The following is a 24,094-nucleotide window of genomic DNA, read 5'->3' as shown; positions in this document are numbered from 1 at the left end:
CCGATCATGAAGCACTCAAAACTTTCCCTACGCGTGCGCCGTGGCGCGGCCGTGCTGCTGGCCGCGCTGGCCACGGCCGGTTGCGCTGTCGGACCCGATTATCAGAAGCCCGAATCCGCGCCGGTGACGCTTGCCAGCCCGGAGCAGGGGCTGTTCTCCACCGACCGGCTGCAGCGCGACTGGTGGAAACAATTGCAGGACCCGCAGCTGGACCGGTTGATTGAACTGGCACTGGCCCGCAACCTGGACATCCGCATCGCGCAGGCGCGCCTGGCGGAGTCGCGGGCGGTGCTGGACGAAAAGGAACTGGACCAGTTGCCCACGGTCACGCTGGGAGGAGGCTACGAGCGCAGTCTTTCCCAGGCCAATGCCGGCGCCAGTGGCCAGCGCAACCTGGCGCAGAGCTACCGGGCGGGCTTTGATGCCACTTGGGAGCTGGACCTGTTCGGCCGCTTGCGCCGGGCGGCCGAGGGGGCGGCCGCGCGTAGCGAGGCGCAGGTCGCGGATCTGGCCCAGACCCGTATCGTGGTGGCCGCGGAAGTCGCGCGCAACTACTTCGAGCTGCGGGGCGCGGAGCAACGCCTGGCGGTGGCGCGCGCCAACCTGGAAAGCCAGCGCGACAGCTTGCGGGTGATCCAGGCCATGGTCTCGGCCGGCCGCGGCGACGAGGGCGACTTGGCCAGTGCGCGCGCCGAACTGGAGACCGTGCAGGCCAGCGTGCCGGTGCAGATCGCCGCCCGGCGGCTGGCGCAGTACCGGATCGCGGTGCTTGCGGGCCTGCGGCCGGTGGAACTGGGCGAACTGGATGCCGGCAAGGCCTTGGCACCCCTGGAAACCCGTCTGCCGATCGGCGACGTGAGCGCCTTGTTGTCGCGCCGTCCCGATGTCCTGGCGGCCGAGCGCGGCATGGCAGCCGCCAATGCGGATGTGGGCGTGGCGACCGCGGAGCTGTATCCGCGTATCGACCTGGGCGGGTTCCTGGGCTTTGTCGCTCTGCGCGGCGCGGATTTCGGTTCGTCGGCCACCCGCGCGTTCAGCGTGGCGGCCAATGCCAACTGGCCGGCATTCCACCTGCCTACGGCGCTGGCACGCAAGCGCGGCGCCGTGGCGCGCGCGGACGGCGCCGTCGCCAGCTACGAACTGACCGTGCTGCGCGCGGTCGAGGAACTAGAGGCCGCGCTGACGGAGTACGGCCAGACGCAGCAGCGCCTGGGCAGCCTGGTGCAGGCCGCAGCCCATAGCGGCAGGGCGGCGGAACTGGCGCAATTGCGCTACCGCGAAGGCAGCGCCCCGTATTTGACGGTGCTGGACGCGCAGCGTACGCTTTTGCGCGCCCAGGACGCCGTCGCCGTGGCCGAAACCGAGTCCTATACCCGGCTGATCGCACTGTACAAGGCGCTAGGCGGCGGATGGGAAGCACCGCCGGCGGATCAGTTGGCGGCCGCCGGCTGACCGGCCGGCGCGGTTCGTGGCACCATAGGCGAATATCCGGAGAATCCACATCCATGTCTGACAGCCCGTCCCATCCCGTCGTCTGGGAGCACCAACCTGCGGACCGCGTCCTCATGACCCTGAAGACGCGCGGCCCGCAGTCCGTCGCCGTCATCGCCCGGGCCATGGATGTGACGGCCGAGGCCGTGCGCCAGCAGATGACCCGCTTGCACGCGGAGGGGCTGGTGGATTCGGAAAGCCATAGCGCGGGCCGGGGTCGCCCCACGCAGATCTGGTTCCTGACGGATGCCGGGCATGGCCGCTTCCCGGATACGCATGCCGAAATGACGGTGCAGATGATCGGCGCCATCCGCCAGGTGTTTGGCGAAGAGGGCGTCGAAAAGCTGATCCAGGCGCGCGAGGCAGCCATGCTCAACGGCTATCGGCAGGCGATGCAAGGGGCCCGCAGCCTGAAGGACCGGCTGGAGCGGCTGGTTGAAGTCCGGTCCGCCGAAGGCTATATGGCCGAGCTGCGCAAGGACGGTCCGGACTTCCTCTTCATCGAGAACCATTGCCCGATCTGTTCCGCGGCAAAAGCCTGTATGGGCTTTTGCCGCAGTGAACTGGAGCTCTTCCACAAGGTTCTCGGCGACGACGTCCGGGTCCGGCGCGAAGAACACATACTCACAGGGGCGCGCCGCTGCGCCTACCGCATCGACAAGGCCCAATGACGGGTCACGTGCCGGGTTGCTCCCAGCCACCCAGCGCCTTGTATAGCTCCACCGCGTTGACCAGCCGGCGCTGCTGCAGCCGGATGAATTCCTGCTCGGACTCGAACAGGCTGCGCTGCGCTTCCAGCATTTCCAGATAGCTGGCCACGCCACGCTCGTAGCGCCTTTCGGTCAGGCGCTGGCGGTCGCGATCGGCGTCGCGCACCTTGCGCTGGGCGTCGATCTGGGCGCGCAGCGTATCGCGCGCGGAGAGCGCGTCGGCCACTTCGCGGAAAGCCTGCTGGATGCTGCCTTCGTACTGCGCTATTGCGATGTCCTTGCGCGCTTCGGCCAGCGACAGGTTGGCGCTGTTGCGGCCGGCATTGAAGATGGGCAGCGTCAGCTTGGGGGCGAAAGTCCAGGTGCCCGTGCCCGACCCGAACAGGTCCGAGAAGCTGCCGGCCGTGGTGCCGATGTCGGTCGTCAACTGCACGGAAGGGAAGAACGCCGCGCGCGCCGCGCCGATGTCGGCATTGGCGGCCCGCAGCGTATCCTCGGCCTGGCGCAGGTCCGGACGGCGGATCAAGAGGGCCGAGGGCAGGCCTGCGGCCAGCGGCGTCAAGCTCTGGCTTTCCAGCGTGACGGCATCGGTGTCCGGTGGCAACGTGAAGTCACCTGCCAGCAAACCCAGCGTGTGGACGGCCTGGCGGTACTCCCGGCTCAGCTCGGCATGCGTGGCGCGCGAGGATTCCACCAGCATCTGCGCGGTGCGCAGCCCCACGGCCGTTTCCAGCCCTGCGTCGTAGCGGCGCTGGGTGAGCTTGAGCGTGGCTTCGCGGAGCGCCAGCGTGCTCTCGGTCAGGCGCAACTGCTCCGCCAGCGAGCGCTGATTGAAGTACGCCGCGGCAGTCTCCGACACCAGCGACAGCGTAGCCGCGCGGTGCGCTTCCTCGCTGGCCAGGTAGCGCGACAGCGCGGCATCGCTCAGGCTTTTTACGCGGCCGAAGAAATCCAGTTCGAAAGCGGCGATGCCAATAGCCGCGCGGTAGCGGTCCGCCACCGGCATGCGAGGCTGGCCGGGCTCTGCTGCCCGTCCGCGGCTGAATTCACCCGTGCCGTCGATGGAGGGCAGGCGGTCGGCCTGCTGCACGCCGTACAAGGCGCGAGCTTCCTGGATACGCAACGCCGCCACTCGCAGATTGCGGTTGTTCTTCAGTGCGGCGTCGATCCAGGCCTGCAGCGCCGGGTCATTGAAGTAGGCGCGCCAATCCTGCGGCACGGCGGCCTGCCCGTCCTGGGCGGGCGTGCCGTAGGCATCGGGAATCGGCGCGGCGGGGCGTTCGTACGTAGGGGCCAGCGAGCAACCGGCCAAAGCCAGCGCAAGCAGGGTCATTGCCATAGCCTTCATGGCGAGGTCTCCAGCGTTTCGCGGCCTTCCGGACGCGAGGGGCGGACGCGCATGCCCAGCACGCGGCCCACGATGAGAAAGAAGAGCGGCACCAGGAAGATGGCCAGCACCGTGGCGGTGACGATGCCGCCCAGCACGCCCGTGCCGATCGCGGCCTGGGCGCCCGAGGCGGCGCCCGTGGCCAGCGCCAGCGGCAGCACGCCCACGCCAAAGGCCAGGGAGGTCATCACGATGGGCCGCAGCCGCAGCCGCGCAGCCTCCAGCGTGGCGGACACGATGCCCTGGCCGTCGCGCACCAGGTCCTTGGCGACTTCCACGATCAGGATCGCGTTCTTGGCCGACAAGCCGATCGTGGCAATGAGGCCCACCTTGAAGTAGATGTCGTTGGGCATGCCGCGCAGCGTCACGCCCAGCACCGCGCCGATCACGCCAAGCGGCACCACCAGGATCACCGCCAGCGGGATGGACCAGCTTTCGTACAGCGCGGCGAGCGCCAGGAACACGACCAGCACCGACAGGGCGAACAGCACGGGCGCCTGGTTGCCGGAGAGCCTTTCTTCATAAGACTGTCCGGACCAGTCGAAGCCGATGCCGCGCGGCAGTTCGGCCGCCAGCGTCTCCATGGCGCGCATGGCTTCGCCGCTGCTGTGTCCGGGCGCCGCCGCCCCGTTGATGGTGAACGAGGGGAAGCCGTTGTAGCGGTTGAGCTGCGGCGGCCCCATCGACCATTTCAGGGTGGCAAAGGCGGAGAGCGGCACCATCTGCCCCTGCAGGTTGCGGACATGCAGGCGCGAGACGTCTTCCATGTCGATACGGCTCTTGCCGTCGGCCTGCACGGTCACGCGCCGCACCTGGCCATTGAGCATGAAGTCGCCGATGTAGTCAGACCCGTACATCACCGCCAGCGCCGTGTTGATCTCGTCCACCGATACGCCCATGGCCTGGGCCTTGTCGCGGTCCACTCGCAGCTCCAGTTGCGGCGCATCTTCCTGGCCCGCGAAGACGACCTCCGCGAGCGCGGGATGGCGGGACGCGGCCGCCAGCAGCTGCTGGCGGGCCTGGGTCAGTGCCTCGTAGCCCAATCCGCCGCGGTCCTGCAGGCGGAAGTCGAATCCCGAGGTCGAGCCCAGGTCCGGCAGCGGCGGCGAGTTCAGCGCGTGCACCATGACGTTCTTGCGGTCGGCGAAGGCGGCATTGATGCGTTCCACCACGGCGTTTACATGCTGGCCAGCGCCTCGGCGCTCCTTCCAATCCTTCAGCGTGACAAAGAACATGGCCGAGTTGGGCCCGCTGCCGTAGTTGCTGAAGCCATTGACTGAATACACGTATTCGACGGGTTCTTTTTCCATCATGTAGCGCTCGACTTCCTTCACCATCGCCATGGTTTCGGCTTGCGGCGATCCCTGCGGCAGGATAACCATGGCCATGAAGCTGCCCTGGTCTTCGTCCGGCAGGAAGGAGGAGGGCAGCCGCGCGAACAGCAGCGCCACGGCGGCGATGACCGCCAGATAAGCCAGGCCGAATCGCACGGGGCGGGCGAGCACGCCCGAGACCCGCGCGGTATAGCGCGCGGTCAGGCGCGCGAACGCCCGGTTGAACCAGCCGAAGAAACCGCGCTTCTCGTGGTGGCCCGCGGCGATGGGCTTGAGGAGGCTGGCGCACAGCGCCGGCGTCAGCGACAACGCCAGGAAGGCCGAAAAAGCGATCGACACGGCGAGCGTCACGGCGAACTGACGGTAGATATTGCCCACCGCGCCGTCGAAGAAGGCCATGGGCACGAACACCGACACCAGCACCACCGTGATGCCCACGATGGCGCCGCTGATCTGGCCCATGGCTTTCACCGTGGCTTCGCGTGGCGGCAGGCCTTCCTCCGCCATGATGCGTTCGACGTTTTCCACCACCACGATGGCGTCGTCCACCAGGATGCCGATGGCCAGCACCATGCCGAACATCGTCAAAACGTTGATGGAATAGCCCAGCCCCAGCATCACGCCCAAGGTGCCCAGGAGCGCCACCGGCACGACCAGCGTGGGGATCAGCGTGGCGCGCAGGTTCTGCATGAACAGGTACATCACGCAGAAGACCAGCGCCACGGCTTCGAGCAGGGTCATCAGCACCTTCTTGATCGAGATCTCGACGAACGTGGATGTCTCGTAGGGAATGTCCCATGTAACGCCCGGCGGGAAGTACTGGGCCAGTTCCTGCATGGTGGCGCGGATGCGCTTGGTGGTGTCCACCGCGTTCGAGCCCGGCGCCAGCTTGATCCCCAGGCCGGTACCGGTCATGCCGTTCACGCGCGACAGGTACATGTAGTCGGTGCCGCCCAGCTCGACCCGCGCCACGTCCTTCAGGCGCAAGGTGGCGCCATCCGGCTGCGCGCGCAGCGGAATGTTGCCGAACTGCTCGGGCGTGCGCAGGGATTCGCCCGCGACGATGCTGGCGTTCAGCGGCGCGTCTTTCGGCACCGCCTGGTTGCCCAGTTCGCCGATGGTGACCCGCGCGTTGTGGCTGCGTAGCGCCGAGACGATGTCGCCCGGGGTCAGGGACATGGCAGTCAGCTTGGCCGGATCGGGCCAGATGCGCATCGCAGCTTCCGCGCCAAAGGATTGCACCTTGCCCACGCCTTCCACGCGGCGCAGCGCCTGCAGCACATTGGAGGCGGCCAGCTCTCCCAGCTGGATGTCGTCCAGGCTGCCGTCCGACTTCAGCGATACGACCAGCTGGATGTTGTCGGCCGCCTTCTCCACGCGCACGCCGTCGCGGCGCACCGATTCCGGCAGGCGCGGCTCCACCGCTTTCAGGCGGTTCTGCACTTCCACCGCAGCCAGGTCGGGATTGGTGCCTTGCTTGAAGGTCAGGTTGATGCTGGCCCAGCCCGTCGAGTCGCTGCTGGACGAGGTGTACATCAGCCCGGGAGCGCCGTTCATCTCGCGTTCGATGATGGCGGTGACGGCTTCCTCGACCACCTTGGCCGAGGCGCCTGGATAGCTGGCGCCGACGTTGACCACCGGCGGAGCGATATCGGGATACTGTGCCACCGGCAGCGCGCGGATCGACAGAAGGCCGACCAGCACGATGAGCAGGGAGATCACCCACGCGAAGACGGGGCGATCGATAAAAAAACGCGCCATTGCGGTTTATCCTTTTTGGCCGGGAGCGGGCGTCCTTGCCTGGCTGCCGCCTTCCGGGTTCCCGTGGGCCAGGGGTTGCGCGCTGGGCGCCGCCCGTTCCACCGGTTTGATTTTTTGCCCCGCCGCCAGGTGCGCGGCGTTCTCGACGACGATGCGTTCGCCGCCCGTGAGTCCTTGCGTGACGACCCAGTTCGGGCCTTGCAGCCGCTCGGCGGTGACGGCGATCTTCTTCAGCTCGCCGTCGTGGCCGGCGGCCAGCACGTGCGCGCCGTCGGCATTGCGCAGCAGAGCGTTGCGCGGCACCAGGTAGGTGTCGCGGTTGATCGCCTGCTCCAGCCGCACCCGCACGTACATGCCGGGCAGCAGGTCGCGGCCCGGGTTTTCGAACAACGCTCGCATCGTCACGTTGTCCGTGCCCGGATCCACCGCCAGGTCGGCGAAGGACAGCGTGCCGCCGCGACCATATTCACTGCCGTCGGGCAGCAGCAGCCGTACCTGTACCTGTTCGGGCGCTACGCCTTCCAGGGCCCCCGCGCGGATCTGCTTCTGCAGTTGCATCACCTCGGCGGCGGGCTGCGCGAAGTTCACGTAAATGGGATCGATCTGCTGCACCACCGTCAGCGGCGTGGCCTGCCCTTCGCCCACCAGGGCGCCTTCGGTGACCAGGGCGCGCCGTGCCCGGCCGTCGATGGGCGAGGTAACGCGCGCATAGTCCAGCTTCAGCTTTGCGCTTTGCAGGTTGGCGCGGGCCAGGGCGACTTCGGCGCGAGCCTGGCGTTCCTGCGCGACGCTTTCGGCGTGGTCGCGTTCACTGATGGCGCGGTCCGACACCAGGTCGGCGTAGCGCCGCAGCTTGTCGGCGGCGGCGGACAGGTTCGCCTGCGCGCGCGCCAGGTTCGCGGCCTCGGAATCGTACGCGGCCTGCAGGGGCGCGGGATCGATCTGGAACAGGGCTGCGCCGCGCGCCACGTCCTGTCCTTCCTCGTAGAGGCGTGCCGTGACGATGCCGGCCACGCGCGCGCGCACTTCGGCCTCGCGATAGGGCTCAAGCCGGCCCGGCAGCTCGGTGGCGACGCTGGTGGGCGTGGCCGCCGCGATGATGACGCCGATCTCCGCCGGGGCGTCGGCGGCTGGTTGGGTTTCCGGTTTCGAGCAACCAGTAATAAGAATTAATACGGCAGATAGGACGAACGTGCGTAGAGGGACTCTTTGCTTCATTTTTATAGTGTCGTGATGGGCCCGCGCTGGGGCTTATGTGGGGAAAGGCGCCGACTTTCCCGCGTGGGGAAGCGAGTCTATCATTTAATCCGTCATGCTTGATTAATTATTTTGTTCAGAAGTATGCTCCCCGCTTCACACTTATTCACAGTGTCGAAAAAGGCGGCTTCTCGGTTCGGAGCCGCCGTTTTTTTGCAGCCCGTTTTTTTAAGAAGGAGGTCCCCAGCATGGCCCGCAAGACGAAAGAAGAGTCCCAACGCACCCGCGACCGCATCCTGGATGCGGCGGAGCGCGTGTTCCTGTCCAAAGGAGTGGCCGGTACCACGATGAGCGACATTGCCGACCACGCGGGCGTATCCCGGGGCGCCGTCTACGGCCATTACAAGAACAAGATCGACGTCTGTATCGCCATGTGCGACCGCGCGCTCGGCGAAGCCGCTCCGCTCACCCAGGTGTCGACGGAGGGCGAGGCGCTGGAATCGCTCTATACCTCCATGCGGCAATACATCCAGATCTATGCGCAGGAAGGATCCGTGCAGCGCGTGCTGGAGATCCTGTACCTGAAATGCGAACACAGCGACGAGAATGCGCCGCTTCTGCGCCGCCGCGACCTGTGGGAGCGCCATGCCCTGCGTACCTCCGAAAAACTGCTGCGTGCCGCGGTCAAGCGCGAAGACCTGCCGCGTGCACTGGATGTGCGCCTGTCCAATCTCTATCTGCACGCCCTGGTCGACGGGGTGTTTGACAGCATCTGCTGGTCCGATCGCCTCAAGGGCGATATGTGGCCGCGCGTCGAGCGCATGCTCCGCGCCGCCATCGACACCCTCCGGTTTTCCGCGCACCTGTTGACGCCGAAAGCCGCCTGATTTTCCCAGGGTCGGCCGGGAGCCGGACGCCTCATACAATCCAGGCATGACCCTCAAGCAACTCGAAGCCTTCTACTGGGCCGCCACCTGCGCAAGTTTCGCCGTGGCGGCCGAGCGCCTGCACCTGTCGGTGTCGTCGCTGTCCAAGCGCATCACCGAGCTCGAGGAAGGCCTGGGCCAGTCCCTCTTCGACCGTAGCGGCCACAAGGCGGTGCTGACGGACGTGGGCCAACGCCTGCTGCCGCAGGCACGCGACCTGCTCGCTTCGGCGGAACAGATCCGCGCCTCGCTGGCGCAGAGCGCGGGCCTCAGCGGCCGCTGCCGCTTCGGGGTGGGCGAGCTCACCGCGCTCACCTGGCTGCCGCGGCTGATTCGAGGCGTGCGCGCCGCCTATCCGGACCTGGTGCTGGAGCCCTATGTGGATATCGGCCAGGTGCTGGAGCAGCGCGTGGCGGATGGCGAACTGGACTTCGCCGTGATTGCGGGCCGTTCCTCGCGGCCCAACATCGCCTCCACCTCCATCGGCCAGGCCCACTTTTCCTGGGTGGCCGCGCCGGCGGTGCTCGACGGCGCCACGCACATGACACCGGCGCTACTCGAACGCCTGCCGCTGGTTACGCTACCGGCGGGCGCCGGCACTACGCGCATCATCGACGACTGGCTGGCGGGCCGCGAGGCCGGCGGCGAACGCCTCTGCTGCAACAACTGGGGGGCGGTGGTCGGCCTCCTCATTGAAGGCACCGGTGTCGGCCTGCTCCCCAGCCATTGGGCCAGCGCGCTGCAGGCCGAAGGAAGTTTGCGCGTGCTGGAGGGGGATCCGCCCCTGGCGGCCTTGCCCTATGCCTTCCAGTACCGGCGCGACGATGCCCGGCCGCTGGTGGGCAAGCTGCGCGTCGAGGTCCAGGCCGCCGTGGATTTCGCCGCGCCTTGCCGCATTCCCTGACAGCGCGTCCGCAAGGCGGCCGCCCGGCGGGTATTTAGGCATTCGACAGCCACCGCTCTATACAATCGCCGCGCGCTTGGCGCAGAATCCAACAAGAACGTGCGCAGCGGGGGATGGACCCGGCGATGCAGCACGGCTCGGGTCTGTTCCTCCATGCCAGGCGGCGCGTCCGCGCGGGGAACCAGGCCGACCTGAACCGACGGAGATCTTTCATGCGTAAACTTTGCCTCGCCATGGCCATGGCGGGAATGCTGGCCAGCGGATTGGCGCAAGCCCAATCCACCTTGCGTATCGGCCTGCAGGACGACCCCGATGTGCTGGACCCGGTGCGCGCGCGCACGTTCGTGGGCCGCATCGTCTTCGCCTCCCTGTGCGACAAGCTGGTCGAGATCACGCCGGACCTGAAGATCGTGCCGCAGCTGGCGCAATCCTGGACGATCAGCCCCGACCACAAAGTGCTGACGTTCAAGCTGCGTACCGACGCCGTGTTCCATGACGGCACACCGGTTGACGCCGCGGCCGTCAAGGCCAACCTGGATCGCGCGCGCACCTTGCCCGACAGCAACCGCAAGAGCGAGCTGGCCACGGTCGCCAGCGTCGAGGCGCCGGACGCCTCCACCGTGGTGTTGAACCTGTCCGAACCGGACGCTTCGCTGCTTTCGCAGCTGTCGGACCGTGCCGGGATGATGATGTCGCCTGCCAGCTTCGACAAGGATCCTGGCGGCAAGCCGGTGTGCTCGGGTCCGTATCAGTTCAAGGAGCGCGTGCAGAATGATCGCATCGTGCTCGAAAAATTTCCCAAATACTGGGATGCGGCCAACTATCATTTCGACCGCCTGGTCTATACCCCGATTCCCGACAATACCGTGCGCCTGAACAACCTGCGCGCGGGCGACCTGGACATCATCGAGCGCGTGGCGCCCAGCGATGCCAAGGCTGTCAAGGACGACAAGAACCTGGCGCTGGCTCCGGTGACCGGGCTGGGCTTCCAGTCCATTTCCGTGAACCTGGGCAATGGCGCGCGCGCCAACAATCCCCTGGCCAAGGACAAGCGCGTGCGCCAGGCGCTGGATCTCGCGATCGACCGCGACGTGCTCAACCAGGTGATCGGCGAAGGCATGTTCCAGCCGGCCTATCAGCCGTTCCCGCCCGCCAGCTTCGCCTACAACACCGCCTTCGAACACAAGGGGCGCGATCCAAAGAAGGCGCAGGCCTTGCTGAAGGAAGCGGGCTTTGACCGCGTCAAATTCGAAATCACCTTTGGCAACAACACCACCATGCAGCAGGTATTCGAACTCGTGCAGGCCATGGGCGCCGAAGCGGGTTTCGACATCACCCTGCGTCCGGTGGAGTTTGCCTCCCTGCAGTCCTCGCTTGCGCGCGGCGATTTCGAAGTCGGGCAGAGCGGCTGGTCGGGCCGTGTCGATCCCAGCGGCAATATCCATCAGTACGTGAGCTGCAAGGGCAACTTGAACGACGGCAAGTTCTGCGATGCCGGCGTGGACAAGCTGCTCAATGACGCGCGCGCGGAATCCGACAACGCCAAGCGTCGCGCCATGTACGACCAGGTGCTGGCGACGATGCAGGAACAGCGTCCCATCATCTACCTGTTCTATCTGCCGTGGACCTTTGGCGTGCAGAAGAAGATCGAAGGGTTCGTGCCTTACCCCGACGGCCTGATCCGCCTGAAGGGCGTAAGCGTCGCCAAGAAGTAAATCGGTCAGGAGGGACGGTGTCTCTTTAACGGTCCTTCCTGATGTCCGACACCTTTTGTGAGATAGAACGTGGACATGCCATCCAGCGCACTGCGTGCGCAATTGAACAACAGTACCTACGTAGCGGGCAGGGGGTGAGCCATGTTCACTACCCGTCCCGAAATTCTCGGCACCTTCGGCGTCGTGACCTCCACCCATTGGCTGGCCAGCGCGGCCGGCATGTCGCTGCTGGAGCGCGGCGGCAACGCCTTTGACGCCTGCGTTGCCTCGGCCTTCGTGCTGCAGGTGGTCGAGCCCCATCTGGTGGGCCCCGCGGGCGAAGTGCCCGCGGTGTTCTATTCGGCGCGCACTGGCCGCGTCGAGGTGCTGTGCGGCCAGGGCACCACGCCCGCGGGCGCCACGCTGGAGCGCTACCGCGCGGAAGGGCTCAAGCTCATCCCCGGCAACGGCCTGCTGGCCACCGTCATTCCAGGCGCTTTCGATGCCTGGATGCTGTTGTTGCGCGACCATGGCAGCATGCGCGTGCGCGACGTCCTGGAGCCCGCCATCTATTACGCGGAGCATGGCCATGCGCTGATGCCGCGCATCTCCAATACCATCGCGGGCCTGAAGGATTTCTTCCAGACCCATTGGCCCACGACGGCGCAGGTATATGTGCCCGGCGGCAAGGTGCCGGAGGCCCGCAAGCTGTTCCGCAACCCGGCGCTGGCCCGCACCTGGACCCGCGTGCTGCAGCAGGCCGAAAGCGCCGGCGCCGACCGCGAGCGCCAGATCGAGGCCGCGCGCGACGCGTTCTACCGCGGCTTCGTGGCCGAGGAGATCGACCGATACGCGCGCGGCACCGATGTCATGGACGAAAGCGGTACCACCCACCGGGGCGTCATCACCGCCGACGACCTGGCGGGCTGGTCGGCCAGCTACGACAAACCGGTCACCTACGACTATCACGGCTACACCGTGGCCAAGGCGGGGTCCTGGAGCCAGGGGCCCGTATTCCTGCAGACGCTGGCGCTGCTCAGGGAAATGGACCTGGCCGGCGTCAGCCCGACCAGCGCCGAGTTCGTGCACCGCGTTACCGAGGCCATGAAGCTGGCCTTCGCCGACCGCGAAGCCTATTACGGCGATCCGGCTTTCGTCGATGTACCGCTGGATCACTTGCTGTCCGACGCCTACAACGCCGAACGCCGCGCGCTCATCGGCGAGTCGGCCTCCCAAGATCTCCTGCCCGGGCAGGTGCCGGGTTTCGAGGCGCAGGTCAAACGCGTCATGGACACGCTGGAACGCCTGTCCAAGGTCTCCGCGCCCGGCAGCGCCACCAATGAGCCCACGCTGGCTGACATGCGCGCCTCGGCCAAGCGCGGCGACACCACCCACGTGGACGTCATCGACCGCTGGGGCAACATGATCTCGGCCACGCCTTCGGGCGGATGGTTCCAGTCCTCGCCGGTGATTCCCGAACTGGGCTTCGGCCTGAACACCCGCGCGCAGATGTTCTGGCTGGAAGAGGGGCTGCCAGGCACGCTGGCGCCGGGCAAGCGTCCGCGCACCACCTTGACGCCATCGCTGGCGCTGCGTGATGGCAAGCCCTACCTGGCATTTGGCACGCCTGGCGGCGACCAGCAGGAGCAATGGCAGTTGCTGTTCTTCCTGCGGCACGTGCACCATGGACTGAATCTGCAGGAAGCGATCGACCTGCCCATGTCCCACACCATGCATTTCCCGACGTCCTTCTATCCGCGGGACCGCAAGCCGGGGCATCTGGCCGTGGAGGCGAGCTTCGGTCCCGAGGTCATCGAGGCGTTGCGCCAGCGCGGGCACCAGATCGAGGAAGTCCCCGAATGGTCGGTGGGCCGCCTGACTGCGGCCTCGCGCGACCCCGACGGCCTGCTGCACGCGGCGGCTACGCCGCGTCTGATGCAGGCCTACGCCATCGGCCGCTGAACGGCGGCGGCGGGCGCGCCTGGCGCCGCCCGCCGCCAGCCTTGTTGCGGCGCTTTGCCGGCATGGGGTATGTTTGTCGCATGACGCTACCCCAGCAGAACCCGGCAGCAACTGTCCGCTCCCTGACGGGACAAGAACCCCTTTTCATCGTCCTCAATACAGGATCGGGGCGCGGCGACGCGCAGATCCTGCAGGACACGATCCGCCGCATTCTCGACGAGGCGGGGCGCCACTACGAACTGATGCCCGTGCAAGATCCGTCGCGCCTGACGGACACCGCCGAGGCGGCGGTCGCGCTCGCGCAGGAGAGGCAGGGCGTGGTCATCGCGGCGGGCGGCGATGGCACGCTCAATGCCGTCGCCAGCGTGGTGCTGGGCAAAGGGGTGCCTTTCGGCATCCTGCCCCAGGGAACATTCAATTATTTCGGGCGCAGCTACGGCATCTCACAAGACACCGAGGTCGCCTTGCGCGGCTTCCTGCTGGGACAGCCCAGGCCCGTGCAGGTCGGCATGCTCAACGGCCGGCTGTTCCTGGTCAATGCCAGCCTTGGCCTGTACCCGCAACTGCTCGAGGACCGCGAAGCCTACAAGCAGAAGTACGGCCGCAGCCGGCTGGTGGCGCTATGGTCGGGTCTGGTGACCCTGCTGCGCGCGCCGCGCCAGTTGAGCCTGCTCCTGGATCACGGCGGGCAGGCCCGCAACCTGCGTTCGCCTACGCTGGTGGTGGGCAACAACAAGCTTCAACTGGAACACATCGGCATTGATTGCGCCGAACTGGATCAGAACCGGCTGATTGCCATGGCTGCAAGGCCGGTTGGGACGCTGGCGTTGTACGGCCTGCTCCTGCGCGGCCTGTTCAGCAGGTTGGGCGAGGCCGAACACGTGGTCAGCTTTGCCTTCGACCGGCTGACGGTAGCGGTGCGCGGACGCCGGCGGGTCAAGGTGGCGATGGACGGCGAAATCTCCTGGATGGATACGCCGCTGGAATTCAAAGTGGCCGAGGAACGGCTGCCGCTGGTGGTGCCGGCGGACTCGCAATATCTGGACCGTTCATGACCCGTATCCTGCATTTTTCCGATACCCACTTCGGCACTGAACGCAAACCCGTCGTCGAGGCCGCGCTGGACCTGGCCCGCAGCCTTGCGCCCGATCTGGTGGTTCTCAGCGGCGACATCACCCAACGCGCGCGGCGCGGCCAGTTTGCAGCCGCCCGCAAATTCATCGAACGCCTGTCGTTGCCGGTGCTGACGGTGCCGGGCAATCACGACATTCCCTTGTTCAATGTGTTCGCCCGCGCGCTGAACCCCTACGGCAACTACAAGCGGGCCTTGGGGCCGGTGCTCGAACCCGTGTACGAGAACGCCGGCCTGCTCGCCATCGGCGTCAACACCACGCGTCCGCGCCGGCGCAAGGACGGCGAGATATCGGACGGCCAGATCGCCCGGGTCGCGGAGCGGCTGCGCCAAGCCAAGCCGGGACAGTTGCGCATCGTGGTGGCGCACCATCCCGTGCGCGCCAAAGTGGAGTCCGATCTGTCCAATTTGCTGAACGGGCGCGAGCGCGCGCTGGCGGCCTGGACGCAGGCAGGCGTCGACCTCATCCTGGGTGGACACATCCATCTGCCCTATGTGCTGCCGCTCGATCCTTCCGCTCCCTCTCGTGGCTGGATCGTCCAGGCGGGGACGACCTGCTCGCGCCGTGTGCGCGGCAACATTCCCAATTCGGTCAATGTCATTACCCGCGAGGAACAGGGCGCTTGCCATGTCGAGCGCTGGGACTACGCCGCCGGGGCGCATGCTTTTGCACCGGTGGACAGGACGCAGGTCGGGCTGTAATGAGAGGGCTGGGAACTTCATCGTGACGGGCGCTTTTTCATGACGGATGCCTTTGCGGCGTGGGCTGCGGCCCATGCCTTGCAGCTATTTCTCGCGCTGCCGTTGCTGGCGGGCGCGGCGGCGTACGTCTTCGCGCGCTGCGGCCTGGGGTTGCCCGGCCGCCGCCGCGCGATCTTCTTCATGACGGGCACGTGCGCCGCGCTGGCGCTCTTTCTGGTCCTGGCTTTCGCGATAGAAAGCGAAGGGGTGGTGGTCGCCTTCGACAGGGCCCTGGCCAGTTCCCTGAGCATGTCCATGTCGACGCCGTTGCTGTGGCTGCTGTCCTGGTTCACTTACCTGGGCGACCGGAAATTCCTGACGGGCGTCAGCGTGCTGATGACGCTGTTCCTGTTGTGGCGCGGCGACTGGCGGCTGGCGCTGGTGTGCGCGGTCGCCACCGGCGTGGGCGGGGCGCTCAATTGGCTGCTCAAGCATGCGTTCGAACGGGTCCGCCCCGAGCACGATCATGGCTATGCCAGCGCCGCGGGGTGGAGCTTTCCAAGCGGCCATTCATCGGCGGCGATGGCGGTCTATGGCATGGCCTGCTATCTGCTGTGGCGTTTGGCGCCGCCTTCCTGGCGGCTGCCCGGCATCGCGCTGCTGGCGGCGCTCATCATGGCGATCGGACTCAGCCGCATCCTGCTGCAGGTCCATTTTGCCAGCGACGTGCTGGCGGGCTTCGCGGTCAGCCTGGCCTGGCTGGCGTTGTGCGTGGCGGCGGCGCAGCGGCTGCGCGCATCATGCGACCCGCGCCAGCGCGTTCAGTAAACGCGCTTCCGCGCCGGGGGCATCGGCGCTCGTTTGCAAAGGCGCGCAGGTATAGCGCCCGCCCGCAGCGACGATGGCCTGGTCCAGACTGCGCGCGCGTTCGGCGCACGGGGGCTCCAGGTCCACGATCAGTTTGCCCGCCACCGGCGCCGTTACATTGCCGTCGCTGAAGCGCTCCAGCGTGCGGTCGATCTCACGCTCACGTGGCAATGCCAGCACGATGGTGTCCGATTCCTCCAGCGCCTCGCGGGCCGAAGTCGCTAGCGTGGCGGTGCCGCGGAAGTCCTCGCAGCGTCCGGGTTCTATGTCGTAGAGGGTCAGTGCGATGTCCGGCTCGGCCGCCAGCAGACGTTGCGCGGCCAGCGTGCCGGTCCTGCCCATGCCGACGATGCTGACTCGCATGCTCATGGCTTGGGCACCGACCACGTGCTCACGATATGGGCCAAGGGTTCGTCCGAGCCTTCGCCGGTGAGGATCACCTCACCCGCGGAAAGCCGGCCCACTTTCAGCAGCCGGGCGTCGGCATAGATGGCGCCTGCGGGGCTCTTGCGCAGGAAGTTGATCGTCAGGCTGGCCGTTACCGCGTGCGCCTGCCCGGTGGCGCCCACCACCGCGGCGTACATGGTCAGGTCGGCCAGCCCCATGAGCATCGGACCGGCGACGATGCCTCCCAGCCGCTGGTGGGCATCGCGGGCGGGCAGCACGGCGCGCGCGGTGCCGCGGCCAATGCGCAGCACGTCTATGCCCAGCAGCAAGGAAAAGGGATGCTGGTCAGCCAGCAGGATGTGGAAGTCCGTCAGGCTGATCAGGGGGGCGTCGGCCGGGGTGTCCAGGTCGGTTGCGGTCATCGTTGCTCCAGGGCGAGGCAATAGTTGTCCAGCAGCGCTTGTGCATGCTGGCCCAGGGACTTCAGGCGGCGGGTATGCAGCAGCAGCAACAGTCCCATCAGGTACGTGAAGAGATTCATCTGCTCGACGGCAATCACCGCCGCCTCCCAGGATTTGGTCCGTGCCAGCGCCAGGCCCAGCAGATCGATGCACTGGCGCAGGCGGGCGTTGAGCCTTTCGTCCATTTCACGGCCCAGGCCGCGTGGCCCCAGCCCCTGGAACAGGTACATGCCCAGGGAAAAATCGGTTCGCCGTTCTGCGTAGTAGCCGAAGAACGCGTTGATCGCATTGCGCGCGGCGGATGCTCCGGCGCCGCCGGTCGCGGCCTCGGACAGATGGGCGTGCAGGCGTTCCAGCGATTCCTCCAGCAGCGCCCCATAGATGGTTTCCTTGCCGGCAAACCAGGGATAGATCGCCCCGGTGGTGCAACCCGCCTCCTTGGCGATCGCGCGGATCGTGGTCTTTTCCAGGCCGTCTCGCTCGAATACGCGCTGGGCGGCGTCAAGAACGAGTTGGCGGCGCAGCGCGTTCAGGCGTTCGGACCGGTCGGTGCGGGAGGAGGGCGTAGGCATGGGGATGAACGCTGAAATCGACGATTCGATCATATCGGCGATTTTTATAAATAACAACGTTATCAAAACGCGCGGACGGCTTCCGGCCCATCCGTCGTCGTCAGGGGGAAAGCGGGGTTGCGGTGCTGCGTCCTGCGCTGCGGCCATGCCCAACTGGCACCGGAAATGGTCCGAAATTTGCCGCTTGGGATGGTATCCAGCTCATCCGAATAATTGGGGGCAGGGCTGAAAGTCGCATGAATAGGTGCTTGGCCTCAAAACCAAGGGTAAGCCCTAGTGCGATCGCCCGGGGCCTCCAGGAGTTGTTGCAATATCCCAACAAGGCTGTCGTAAACCTGCACTTTTCTGGCGCCGACCATAGCCAGCCCCCCTGATTTTTGATGCAATAGCGTCAACTTCCCTTCGCGGAGTTAGGGGGGCGGCAGGCTGGTTTGCTGGATTGCTGCTCTTGTCACTCAAATCAACGGAGATTTCTTAAATGAAAAAGACTCTGCTCGCTGCCGCCCTGCTCGCCGGTTTTGCCGGTGTCGCCCAGGCAGAAACGTCTGTCACCCTGTACGGTATCATCGACACGGGCCTCGGCTACAACAAGATCAGCGGCGGTCCCGATGCCATCAACGGCAGCCGTTTCGGCATGATCAACGGCGTCCAGAACGGTTCGCGCTGGGGTCTGCGTGGTTCGGAAGACCTGGGTGACGGCCTGCGCGCTGTTTTCCAACTGGAATCGGGCTTCAACTCCGGTAACGGCAACTCCGCTCAAGGCGGCCGCCTGTTCGGTCGTCAAGCCACCATCGGTCTGGCCAGCGACAGCTGGGGCCAACTGGACTTCGGTCGCCAAACCAACATCGCGTCGAAGTACTTCGGCTCGATCGACCCGTTCGGCGCTGGCTTCGGTCAAGCTAACATCGGCGTTTCGATGAGCGCTGCCAACACGCAACGCTACGACAACATGGTCATGTATCAGACCCCGTCGTTCAGCGGCTTCCAGTTCGGCGTTGGCTACTCGTTCAACGCTGACGACAACAACGGCGCTCAATCGGGCTTCCGCACTGCTGACAACACCCGCGCCATCACCACCGGTCTGCGCTACGTCAACGGCCCGCTGAACGTCGCTTTCTCGTACGATCAGCTGAACGCTTCGAACAAGCTGCCGACCGCTCTGACCGACGCTACCCCGCGTATGTACGCCATCGGCGGTTCGTATGACTTCGAAGTCGTGAAGCTGGCTCTGGCCTACGCTCGCACGACCGACGGCTGGTTCGCTGGCCAAGGCACGAGCACCAACGCTGGTACCCTGAACTTCGGCAACAACATCTTTGCTGACGGCTTCAAGGCCAACTCGTACATGGTCGGCCTGTCCGCCCCGATCGGCGGCGCAAGCAAGCTGTTCGGTTCGTGGCAAATGGTTGACCCCAGCAACGACCGTATCAACGGTGCTGACGAGACGATGAACGTCTTCTCGCTGGGCTACACCTACGACCTGTCCAAGCGCACCAACCTGTACGCTTACGGTTCGTACGCCAAGAACTACGCCTTCATCGAAGACGTCAAGTCGACCGCCGTCGGCGTCGGTATCCGTCACCGCTTCTAATCCAAAGCAGGGCGCAAGCCCTGCCTGGATTTAAAGTGCACGAACGGGCTTCGGCCCGTTCGTATAAACCACCCTCAGGGGTGGTTTTTTTCGTTTTTGCGCCTGTGTTTTTACGTGGGTTTGTGCGGACGTTGGCGGACTGCGGTATGCTTGCGCACCGGTGCTGAAAGCAGCCATTGTTCCATTAGAGGAATGCTGTCTTTCGCCTGCTGTTCGAGCTACAGAGTTCAGCCAGAAGTAACCGCGCGAATGCTACAATCCTAAGGTTTGCGCATTTGACGGACGCCTGAATGAACCTGCAACAGTATTTTCCCGTCCTGCTGTTTATCGTAGTGGCCACCCTTATCGGGTTCGCGCTTCTAACGGCCGGCTCCCTCCTTGGTCCGCGGCGTCCTTACGCCGAGAAGCTCTCGCCGTACGAATGCGGTTTCGAGGCCTTCGAAGACGCTCGCATGAAGTTTGACGTGCGCTACTACCTTGTGGCGATTCTGTTCATTCTTTTCGACCTAGAAATCGCGTTTCTGTTCCCCTGGGCCATTGCCCAAGGTACGGTCGGTCTCGTCGGTTTCTGGACGGTCATGGTTTTCCTGGCCGTGCTGACGGTCGGCTTCATCTACGAATGGAAAAAGGGCGCGCTGGATTGGGAATAACCCGCCGGGTTTTTCTTCAGCACGCTATCAGAGACGAATATGGCTATAGACGGCATTCTCAAGCAAGGGTTCATCACAACCAGCGCCGACAAGTTCCTTAACTGGGCGAAGACCGGCTCCATGTGGCCCATGACCTTCGGTCTGGCCTGTTGCGCGGTCGAGATGATGCACGCGGGCGCGGCCCGCTACGACCTGGACCAATTCGGCATCATCTTCCGGCCCAGCCCGCGTCAGTCCGATCTGATGATCGTGGCCGGCACGCTGTGCAACAAGATGGCCCCGGCGCTGCGCAAGGTCTATGACCAGATGCCCGAGCCGCGTTGGGTGGTTTCCATGGGCTCCTGTGCCAACGGCGGCGGTTACTACCACTATTCGTATTCGGTGGTCCGTGGCTGCGATCGCATCGTACCGGTAGACGTCTACGTGCCAGGCTGCCCGCCCACGGCCGAGGCGCTGGTCTACGGCTTGCTGCAAATGCAGAACAAGATCCGTCTGACCAACACGATTGCGCGCTGAGCTTCGCCTCGCCAGGCAGCAGTTCCTGCGGCCGGCGCCGCGAAACCAGCGTATCGGTTCACCTAAGCGTACAAGATGATGACCAGGCTCGAAACCCTGAAAAACAATTTGCAGACCACCCTCGGCGCGGATATCGCGCTGACCGAGGCGTTGGGCGAGCTGACGCTCGAAGTGCCCGCCCAACAGTGGTTCTCCGTCTGCAACAAGCTGCGCACCGAAGCCGGCCTGCGCTTTGAAACCTGTATCGACCTCTGTGGCGTCGACTACCTGACCTGGGGCAACGGCACGCGCCAGCTGCCCGAGGAAACCAGCGCCAAGGTCCACCGCTCGCGTTTCGCCGTGGTCGCGCACCTGCTCTCCATCGAGAACAACTGGCGCCTGCGCGTGCGCACCTGGGCCGAGGACGACGAGTTCCCCATGGTTGCGTCGCTGATGGAATGCTGGCCGGCCGTGGGCTGGTTCGAGCGCGAAGCCTTCGACCTGTACGGCATCGTCTTCGAAGGCCACCCGGACCTGCGCCGCATCCTCACCGACTATGGCTTCATCGGCCATCCCTTCCGCAAGGACTTCCCGCTGTCCGGTACCGTCGAAATGCGCTACGACCCCGAACAACGGCGCGTCATTTACCAGCCGGTCACGATCGATCCGCGCGAGATCACTCCGCGCGTGGTCCGCGAAGACTCCTACGGCTTGGGGCGTTAAATCATGGCAGAAATCAAGAACTACACGCTCAACTTCGGCCCTCAGCACCCGGCCGCGCACGGCGTGCTGCGCCTGGTGCTCGAGCTTGACGGCGAAGTGATCCAGCGCGCCGATCCGCACATCGGCCTGCTGCACCGTGCCACCGAAAAGCTGGCCGAACACAAGACCTACATCCAGGCGCTGCCCTACATGGACCGCCTGGACTACGTGTCCATGATGTGCAACGAGCACGCCTACGTCATGGCCATCGAGAAGCTGCTGGGCGTCGAAGCCCCGCTGCGCGCGCAATACATCCGCGTGATGTTCGACGAGATCACCCGTCTGTTGAACCACCTGATGTCGCTGGGTTCGCACGCGCTGGACGTGGGCGCCATGGCGGTGTTCCTGTATGCCTTCCGTGAACGCGAAGACCTGATGGACTGCTACGAAGCGGTCTCGGGCGCGCGCATGCACGCGGCGTACTATCGTCCGGGCGGCGTCTACCGCGACCTGCCGGATTCGATGCCGCAATACGGCGACACCAGCAAGTACCGCGGCGACAAGGAAGTGCGCGCGATGAACGACGCGCGTTCGGGTTCGCTGCTGGATTTCATCGAAGACTTCACCAACCGCTTCCCGGGTTGTGTCGACGAGTACGAAACCCTCCTGACCGACAACCGCATCTGGAAACAGCGTCTGGTGGGCATCGGCGTGGTCGATCCCGAACGCGCCAAGGCGCTGGGCTTCACCGGCCCGATGCTGCGCGGCTCGGGCGTGGCCTGGGACCTGCGCAAGATGCAGCCCTACGAAGTCTACGATCTGCTCGATTTTGACATCCCCGTGGGTGTCAACGGCGACTGCTATGACCGCTACCTGGTCCGTATCGCCGAAATGCGTGAAAGCAACCGCATCATCCGCCAGTGCGTGGAATGGCTGCGCAACAATCCGGGCCCGGTCATGATCGAGAACCACAAGATCGCACCGCCCAAGCGCACCGCCATGAAGACCAACATGGAAGAGCTGATCCATCACTTCAAGCTCTTCACTGAAGGTTTCCACGTGCCTCCCGGTGAAGCGTACGCCTCGGTGGAACACCCCAAGGGCGAGTTCGGCATCTACGCGGTGTCCGACGGTGCCAACAAGCCTTACCGCCTGAAGATTCGGGCCCCCGGCTTTGTCCACCTGCAATCGCTGGATGAAATGTCGCGCGGTCACATGATCGCCGACGCCGTCACCATCATTGGCACGCAGGACATCGTTTTCGGCGAGATCGATCGCTGATCCGTCCAGACAGTCACGAGCACGCCCGCATAACCCGGATTCAAACTATGCTGCTTTCCGAACAGGCCTACCAGAAAATCGACCGAGAACTCGCGAAGTTCCCGGCCGACCAGCGGCAGTCCGCCATCATGGCCTCGCTTGCCATCGCGCAAGAAGAGAAGGGCTGGTTGGCTACCGAAATCATCGAAGATGTGGCCAACTACATTGGCGTTCCGCCCATCGCGGTCCAGGAAGTCGCCACCTTCTACAACATGTTCGACGTCAAGCCCGTCGGCAAGAACAAAATCGCCGTCTGCACGAACCTGCCCTGTGCATTGCGCGACGGCGAACGTGCTGGCGAATACCTCAAGCGCAAGCTGGGTGTCGATTACCGCGGCACCACCCCTGACGGCCAGTTCACGCTGGTGGAAGGGGAGTGCATGGGCGCCTGCGGCGATTCGCCGGTGCTGATCGTGAACAACAAGCATATGTGCGTGCGCATGACCGAAGAGAAGCTGGACGCGCTGGTCGCCGCCCTCAAGGTGCAAGGAGAGTCGGCATGAACGCGCCCGACCTGTACAAGCAGTTCGCGCAGGGGCTGGACCCCAACCCGCTGAACGACCTGTCTAATTCGATGTGCCTGCATGGCCGGCACATCCAGCCGCAGATCCTGGCCGACGTCGACGGCGCCAACTGGCGCCTGGCCGACTACGTCAAGCGTGGCGGCTACGAAGCCCTGAAGAAAATCCTGACCACCGGCATGAAGCCGGAAGACGTGATCGCCGAGGTCAAGGCGTCCGGTCTGCGCGGCCGCGGCGGCGCGGGCTTCCCGACCGGCCTGAAGTGGAGCTTCATGCCGCGCGCCTTCCCGGGCCAGAAGTACCTCGTCTGCAACTCGGACGAAGGCGAACCCGGTACGTTCAAGGACCGCGACATCCTGCGTTTCAATCCGCACATCGTGATTGAAGGCATGGCGATCGCGGCCTATGCCATGGGCATCAGCGTCGGCTACAACTACATCCACGGCGAAATCTTCGAAGTCTACGAGCGTTTCGAAGAAGCGCTGGAAGAAGCGCGCGCCGCGGGCTTTCTGGGTGACAAGCTGTTCGGTTCGGACTTCAGCTTCCAGCTGCACGCCTTCCATGGCTATGGCGCCTACATCTGCGGCGAGGAAACCGCGCTGCTGGAATCGCTGGAAGGCAAGAAAGGCCAGCCGCGCTTCAAGCCGCCGTTCCCGGCAAGCTTCGGCCTGTACGGCAAGCCCACCACCATCAACAATACCGAAACGTTCGCGGCGGTGCCCTGGATCATCCGCAATGGCGGCCAGGCCTACCTCGAAGTCGGCAAGCCGAACAACGGCGGCACCAAGCTGTTCTCGATCACCGGCGACGTCGAGCGTCCCGGCAACTACGAGATCCCGCTGGGCACGCCGTTCTCGAAGCTCCTGGAGCTGGCGGGCGGCATGCGCGGCGGCAAGAAGCTGAAGGCCGTGATCCCCGGCGGTTCGAGCGCCCCGGTGCTGCCGGCCGACATCATCATGGAATGCACGATGGACTATGACTCCATCGCCAAGGCCGGCTCGATGCTGGGTTCGGGCGCCGTGATCGTCATGGACGAAACGCGTTGCATGGTGAAGTCGCTCTTGCGCCTGTCGTACTTCTATTTCGAGGAAAGCTGCGGCCAGTGCACGCCGTGCCGCGAAGGCACCGGCTGGCTCTACCGCATGGTGCATCGCATCGAAAACGGTCACGGCCGTCCGGAAGATCTGGACTTGCTGGACAACGTGGCAGGCAACATCATGGGCCGCACCATCTGCGCCCTGGGTGACGCCGCCGCCATGCCCGTCCGTGGCTTCCTCAAGCATTTTCGCGACGAATTCGCGCACCACATCGAGCATAAGTCTTGTGTGGTCCCGCAATATCTGTAGGTC

22 protein-coding genes are annotated in these 24,094 nt (G+C 65.2%); 16 read left to right on the top strand and 6 right to left on the bottom strand.

Translation table 11 applies throughout. From position 1 onward, the window contains the following. Positions 1-6: 6 nt before the first annotated feature. Together CEY08_RS02930 and CEY08_RS02925 are read left to right on the top strand one after the other, a co-directional pair. Complete coding sequence (locus tag CEY08_RS02930; protein ID WP_076815850.1) at positions 7-1,452, top strand: efflux transporter outer membrane subunit; 1,446 nt, start codon at positions 7-9, stop codon at positions 1,450-1,452. Positions 1,453-1,505: 53 nt separating this feature from the next. Continuing rightward, positions 1,506-2,162, top strand: coding sequence for a helix-turn-helix transcriptional regulator (locus CEY08_RS02925; RefSeq protein ID WP_042796766.1), 657 nt, complete (start codon positions 1,506-1,508; stop codon positions 2,160-2,162). A gap of 4 nt (positions 2,163-2,166) precedes the next feature. On the opposite strand, the gene oprZ is transcribed toward CEY08_RS02925, so the two are convergent. The 3 genes from oprZ to CEY08_RS02910 are packed head-to-tail and all read right to left on the bottom strand — an operon-like array spanning position 2,167 to position 7,901. Further along, entirely contained in the window at positions 2,167-3,549 is a 1,383-nt protein-coding gene (gene oprZ / locus CEY08_RS02920; protein ID WP_042796767.1) for a multidrug efflux RND transporter outer membrane subunit OprZ, read from the bottom strand. Continuing rightward, entirely contained in the window at positions 3,546-6,683 is a 3,138-nt protein-coding gene (locus CEY08_RS02915) for a multidrug efflux RND transporter permease subunit (RefSeq protein WP_076815848.1), read from the bottom strand. Before CEY08_RS02915 ends, oprZ begins: the two co-directional genes overlap by 4 nt. A gap of 6 nt (positions 6,684-6,689) precedes the next feature. Further along, on the bottom strand, positions 6,690-7,901 hold the full coding sequence (locus CEY08_RS02910) for a MexX/AxyX family multidrug efflux RND transporter periplasmic adaptor subunit (protein WP_042796768.1): 1,212 nt from the start codon (positions 7,899-7,901) through the stop codon (positions 6,690-6,692). 227 nt (positions 7,902-8,128) lie between these two features. Between CEY08_RS02910 and axyZ the strand changes: the two genes are divergently transcribed. From axyZ to CEY08_RS02875, 7 genes are all read left to right on the top strand, one after another. Continuing rightward, a complete protein-coding gene (gene axyZ / locus CEY08_RS02905) occupies positions 8,129-8,767 on the top strand; it encodes a multidrug efflux transcriptional repressor AxyZ (protein ID WP_042796769.1) in 639 nt (212 codons plus the stop codon). A 46-nt stretch (positions 8,768-8,813) separates the two neighbouring features. Next, positions 8,814-9,710 carry a LysR family transcriptional regulator gene (locus CEY08_RS02900; protein ID WP_063642050.1) on the top strand — a complete coding sequence of 299 codons (897 nt, stop codon included), beginning with the start codon at positions 8,814-8,816 and terminating at the stop codon, positions 9,708-9,710. 212 nt (positions 9,711-9,922) lie between these two features. Next, positions 9,923-11,425, top strand: a complete 1,503-nt coding sequence (locus CEY08_RS02895) for an ABC transporter substrate-binding protein (protein WP_063959861.1) — start codon at positions 9,923-9,925, stop codon at positions 11,423-11,425. A 141-nt stretch (positions 11,426-11,566) separates the two neighbouring features. Continuing rightward, complete coding sequence (locus tag CEY08_RS02890; RefSeq protein WP_063642048.1) at positions 11,567-13,366, top strand: gamma-glutamyltransferase family protein; 1,800 nt, start codon at positions 11,567-11,569, stop codon at positions 13,364-13,366. An 80-nt stretch (positions 13,367-13,446) separates the two neighbouring features. Further along, positions 13,447-14,421: a diacylglycerol/lipid kinase family protein gene (locus CEY08_RS02885; RefSeq protein WP_042797606.1), complete on the top strand. Its 975-nt coding sequence runs from the start codon at positions 13,447-13,449 to the stop codon at positions 14,419-14,421. Beyond that, a complete protein-coding gene (locus CEY08_RS02880) occupies positions 14,418-15,200 on the top strand; it encodes a metallophosphoesterase family protein (protein ID WP_063642047.1) in 783 nt (260 codons plus the stop codon). Before CEY08_RS02885 ends, CEY08_RS02880 begins: the two co-directional genes overlap by 4 nt. 39 nt (positions 15,201-15,239) lie before the next feature. Further along, on the top strand, positions 15,240-16,007 hold the full coding sequence (locus tag CEY08_RS02875) for a phosphatase PAP2 family protein (protein WP_042796773.1): 768 nt from the start codon (positions 15,240-15,242) through the stop codon (positions 16,005-16,007). Here the strand turns inward: CEY08_RS02875 and CEY08_RS02870 are convergent. From CEY08_RS02870 to CEY08_RS02860, 3 genes are read right to left on the bottom strand one after another with little or no spacing between them, the layout of a single operon-like run. Continuing rightward, on the bottom strand, positions 15,978-16,415 hold the full coding sequence (locus CEY08_RS02870) for an NAD(P)-binding domain-containing protein (protein ID WP_042796774.1): 438 nt from the start codon (positions 16,413-16,415) through the stop codon (positions 15,978-15,980). The genes CEY08_RS02875 and CEY08_RS02870 overlap by 30 nt on opposite strands. Beyond that, positions 16,412-16,855 carry a PaaI family thioesterase gene (locus CEY08_RS02865; protein ID WP_042796775.1) on the bottom strand — a complete coding sequence of 148 codons (444 nt, stop codon included), beginning with the start codon at positions 16,853-16,855 and terminating at the stop codon, positions 16,412-16,414. The genes CEY08_RS02870 and CEY08_RS02865 overlap by 4 nt, the downstream gene beginning before the upstream one ends. Continuing rightward, positions 16,852-17,466 carry a TetR/AcrR family transcriptional regulator gene (locus CEY08_RS02860; RefSeq protein WP_042797607.1) on the bottom strand — a complete coding sequence of 205 codons (615 nt, stop codon included), beginning with the start codon at positions 17,464-17,466 and terminating at the stop codon, positions 16,852-16,854. The genes CEY08_RS02865 and CEY08_RS02860 overlap by 4 nt, the downstream gene beginning before the upstream one ends. A 478-nt stretch (positions 17,467-17,944) precedes the next feature. Between CEY08_RS02860 and CEY08_RS02855 the strand changes: the two genes are divergently transcribed. The 7 genes from CEY08_RS02855 to nuoF all read left to right on the top strand — a co-directional run bounded on the left by CEY08_RS02855 (position 17,945) and on the right by nuoF (position 24,091). Next, entirely contained in the window at positions 17,945-19,057 is a 1,113-nt protein-coding gene (locus CEY08_RS02855) for a porin (RefSeq protein WP_063959860.1), read from the top strand. Between the two features lie 290 nt (positions 19,058-19,347). After that, positions 19,348-19,707 (top strand): NADH-quinone oxidoreductase subunit A, encoded by a 360-nt coding sequence (locus CEY08_RS02850; protein WP_006217959.1) that lies wholly within the window; start codon positions 19,348-19,350, stop codon positions 19,705-19,707. A gap of 39 nt (positions 19,708-19,746) precedes the next feature. Next, positions 19,747-20,223 carry a NuoB/complex I 20 kDa subunit family protein gene (locus CEY08_RS02845; RefSeq protein ID WP_006217960.1) on the top strand — a complete coding sequence of 159 codons (477 nt, stop codon included), beginning with the start codon at positions 19,747-19,749 and terminating at the stop codon, positions 20,221-20,223. A 75-nt stretch (positions 20,224-20,298) separates the two neighbouring features. Continuing rightward, positions 20,299-20,925, top strand: coding sequence for an NADH-quinone oxidoreductase subunit C (locus tag CEY08_RS02840; protein WP_042796777.1), 627 nt, complete (start codon positions 20,299-20,301; stop codon positions 20,923-20,925). A gap of 3 nt (positions 20,926-20,928) precedes the next feature. Then, positions 20,929-22,185, top strand: coding sequence for an NADH-quinone oxidoreductase subunit D (locus CEY08_RS02835; protein WP_063642045.1), 1,257 nt, complete (start codon positions 20,929-20,931; stop codon positions 22,183-22,185). A gap of 47 nt (positions 22,186-22,232) precedes the next feature. Further along, positions 22,233-22,727, top strand: coding sequence for an NADH-quinone oxidoreductase subunit NuoE (nuoE, locus tag CEY08_RS02830; protein WP_042796778.1), 495 nt, complete (start codon positions 22,233-22,235; stop codon positions 22,725-22,727). Next, positions 22,724-24,091: an NADH-quinone oxidoreductase subunit NuoF gene (gene nuoF, locus CEY08_RS02825; protein WP_042796779.1), complete on the top strand. Its 1,368-nt coding sequence runs from the start codon at positions 22,724-22,726 to the stop codon at positions 24,089-24,091. The genes nuoE and nuoF overlap by 4 nt, the downstream gene beginning before the upstream one ends. The last annotated feature ends 3 nt before the right edge of the window (positions 24,092-24,094 follow it).

It is taken from the genome of Achromobacter insolitus (assembly GCF_002209555.1).
Classification (GTDB): Bacteria; Pseudomonadota; Gammaproteobacteria; order Burkholderiales; family Burkholderiaceae_B; genus Achromobacter; species Achromobacter insolitus.
Note: the sequence above shows the minus strand (reverse complement) of the source record. Positions and strands in the feature narration are given on the sequence as shown.

Excerpts from the sequence above, each read along its gene's own strand:
- CEY08_RS02870 (WP_042796774.1), bottom strand. The coding sequence starts at position 16,415 with ATGAGCATGCGAGTCAGCATCGTCGGCATGGGCAGGACCGGCACGCTG.
- CEY08_RS02880 (WP_063642047.1), top strand. The coding sequence starts at position 14,418 with ATGACCCGTATCCTGCATTTTTCCGATACCCACTTCGGCACTGAACGC.
- CEY08_RS02890 (WP_063642048.1), top strand. The coding sequence starts at position 11,567 with ATGTTCACTACCCGTCCCGAAATTCTCGGCACCTTCGGCGTCGTGACC.
- CEY08_RS02925 (WP_042796766.1), top strand. The coding sequence starts at position 1,506 with ATGTCTGACAGCCCGTCCCATCCCGTCGTCTGGGAGCACCAACCTGCG.
- CEY08_RS02875 (WP_042796773.1), top strand. The coding sequence starts at position 15,240 with ATGACGGATGCCTTTGCGGCGTGGGCTGCGGCCCATGCCTTGCAGCTA.
- CEY08_RS02855 (WP_063959860.1), top strand. The coding sequence starts at position 17,945 with ATGAAAAAGACTCTGCTCGCTGCCGCCCTGCTCGCCGGTTTTGCCGGT.
- CEY08_RS02840 (WP_042796777.1), top strand. The coding sequence starts at position 20,299 with ATGATGACCAGGCTCGAAACCCTGAAAAACAATTTGCAGACCACCCTC.
- axyZ (WP_042796769.1), top strand. The coding sequence starts at position 8,129 with ATGGCCCGCAAGACGAAAGAAGAGTCCCAACGCACCCGCGACCGCATC.
- CEY08_RS02900 (WP_063642050.1), top strand. The coding sequence starts at position 8,814 with ATGACCCTCAAGCAACTCGAAGCCTTCTACTGGGCCGCCACCTGCGCA.
- CEY08_RS02850 (WP_006217959.1), top strand. The coding sequence starts at position 19,348 with ATGAACCTGCAACAGTATTTTCCCGTCCTGCTGTTTATCGTAGTGGCC.
- CEY08_RS02860 (WP_042797607.1), bottom strand. The coding sequence starts at position 17,466 with ATGCCTACGCCCTCCTCCCGCACCGACCGGTCCGAACGCCTGAACGCG.
- CEY08_RS02915 (WP_076815848.1), bottom strand. The coding sequence starts at position 6,683 with ATGGCGCGTTTTTTTATCGATCGCCCCGTCTTCGCGTGGGTGATCTCC.
- CEY08_RS02930 (WP_076815850.1), top strand. The coding sequence starts at position 7 with ATGAAGCACTCAAAACTTTCCCTACGCGTGCGCCGTGGCGCGGCCGTG.
- CEY08_RS02865 (WP_042796775.1), bottom strand. The coding sequence starts at position 16,855 with ATGACCGCAACCGACCTGGACACCCCGGCCGACGCCCCCCTGATCAGC.
- nuoF (WP_042796779.1), top strand. The coding sequence starts at position 22,724 with ATGAACGCGCCCGACCTGTACAAGCAGTTCGCGCAGGGGCTGGACCCC.
- CEY08_RS02910 (WP_042796768.1), bottom strand. The coding sequence starts at position 7,901 with ATGAAGCAAAGAGTCCCTCTACGCACGTTCGTCCTATCTGCCGTATTA.
- nuoE (WP_042796778.1), top strand. The coding sequence starts at position 22,233 with ATGCTGCTTTCCGAACAGGCCTACCAGAAAATCGACCGAGAACTCGCG.
- oprZ (WP_042796767.1), bottom strand. The coding sequence starts at position 3,549 with ATGAAGGCTATGGCAATGACCCTGCTTGCGCTGGCTTTGGCCGGTTGC.
- CEY08_RS02895 (WP_063959861.1), top strand. The coding sequence starts at position 9,923 with ATGCGTAAACTTTGCCTCGCCATGGCCATGGCGGGAATGCTGGCCAGC.
- CEY08_RS02835 (WP_063642045.1), top strand. The coding sequence starts at position 20,929 with ATGGCAGAAATCAAGAACTACACGCTCAACTTCGGCCCTCAGCACCCG.
- CEY08_RS02845 (WP_006217960.1), top strand. The coding sequence starts at position 19,747 with ATGGCTATAGACGGCATTCTCAAGCAAGGGTTCATCACAACCAGCGCC.
- CEY08_RS02885 (WP_042797606.1), top strand. The coding sequence starts at position 13,447 with ATGACGCTACCCCAGCAGAACCCGGCAGCAACTGTCCGCTCCCTGACG.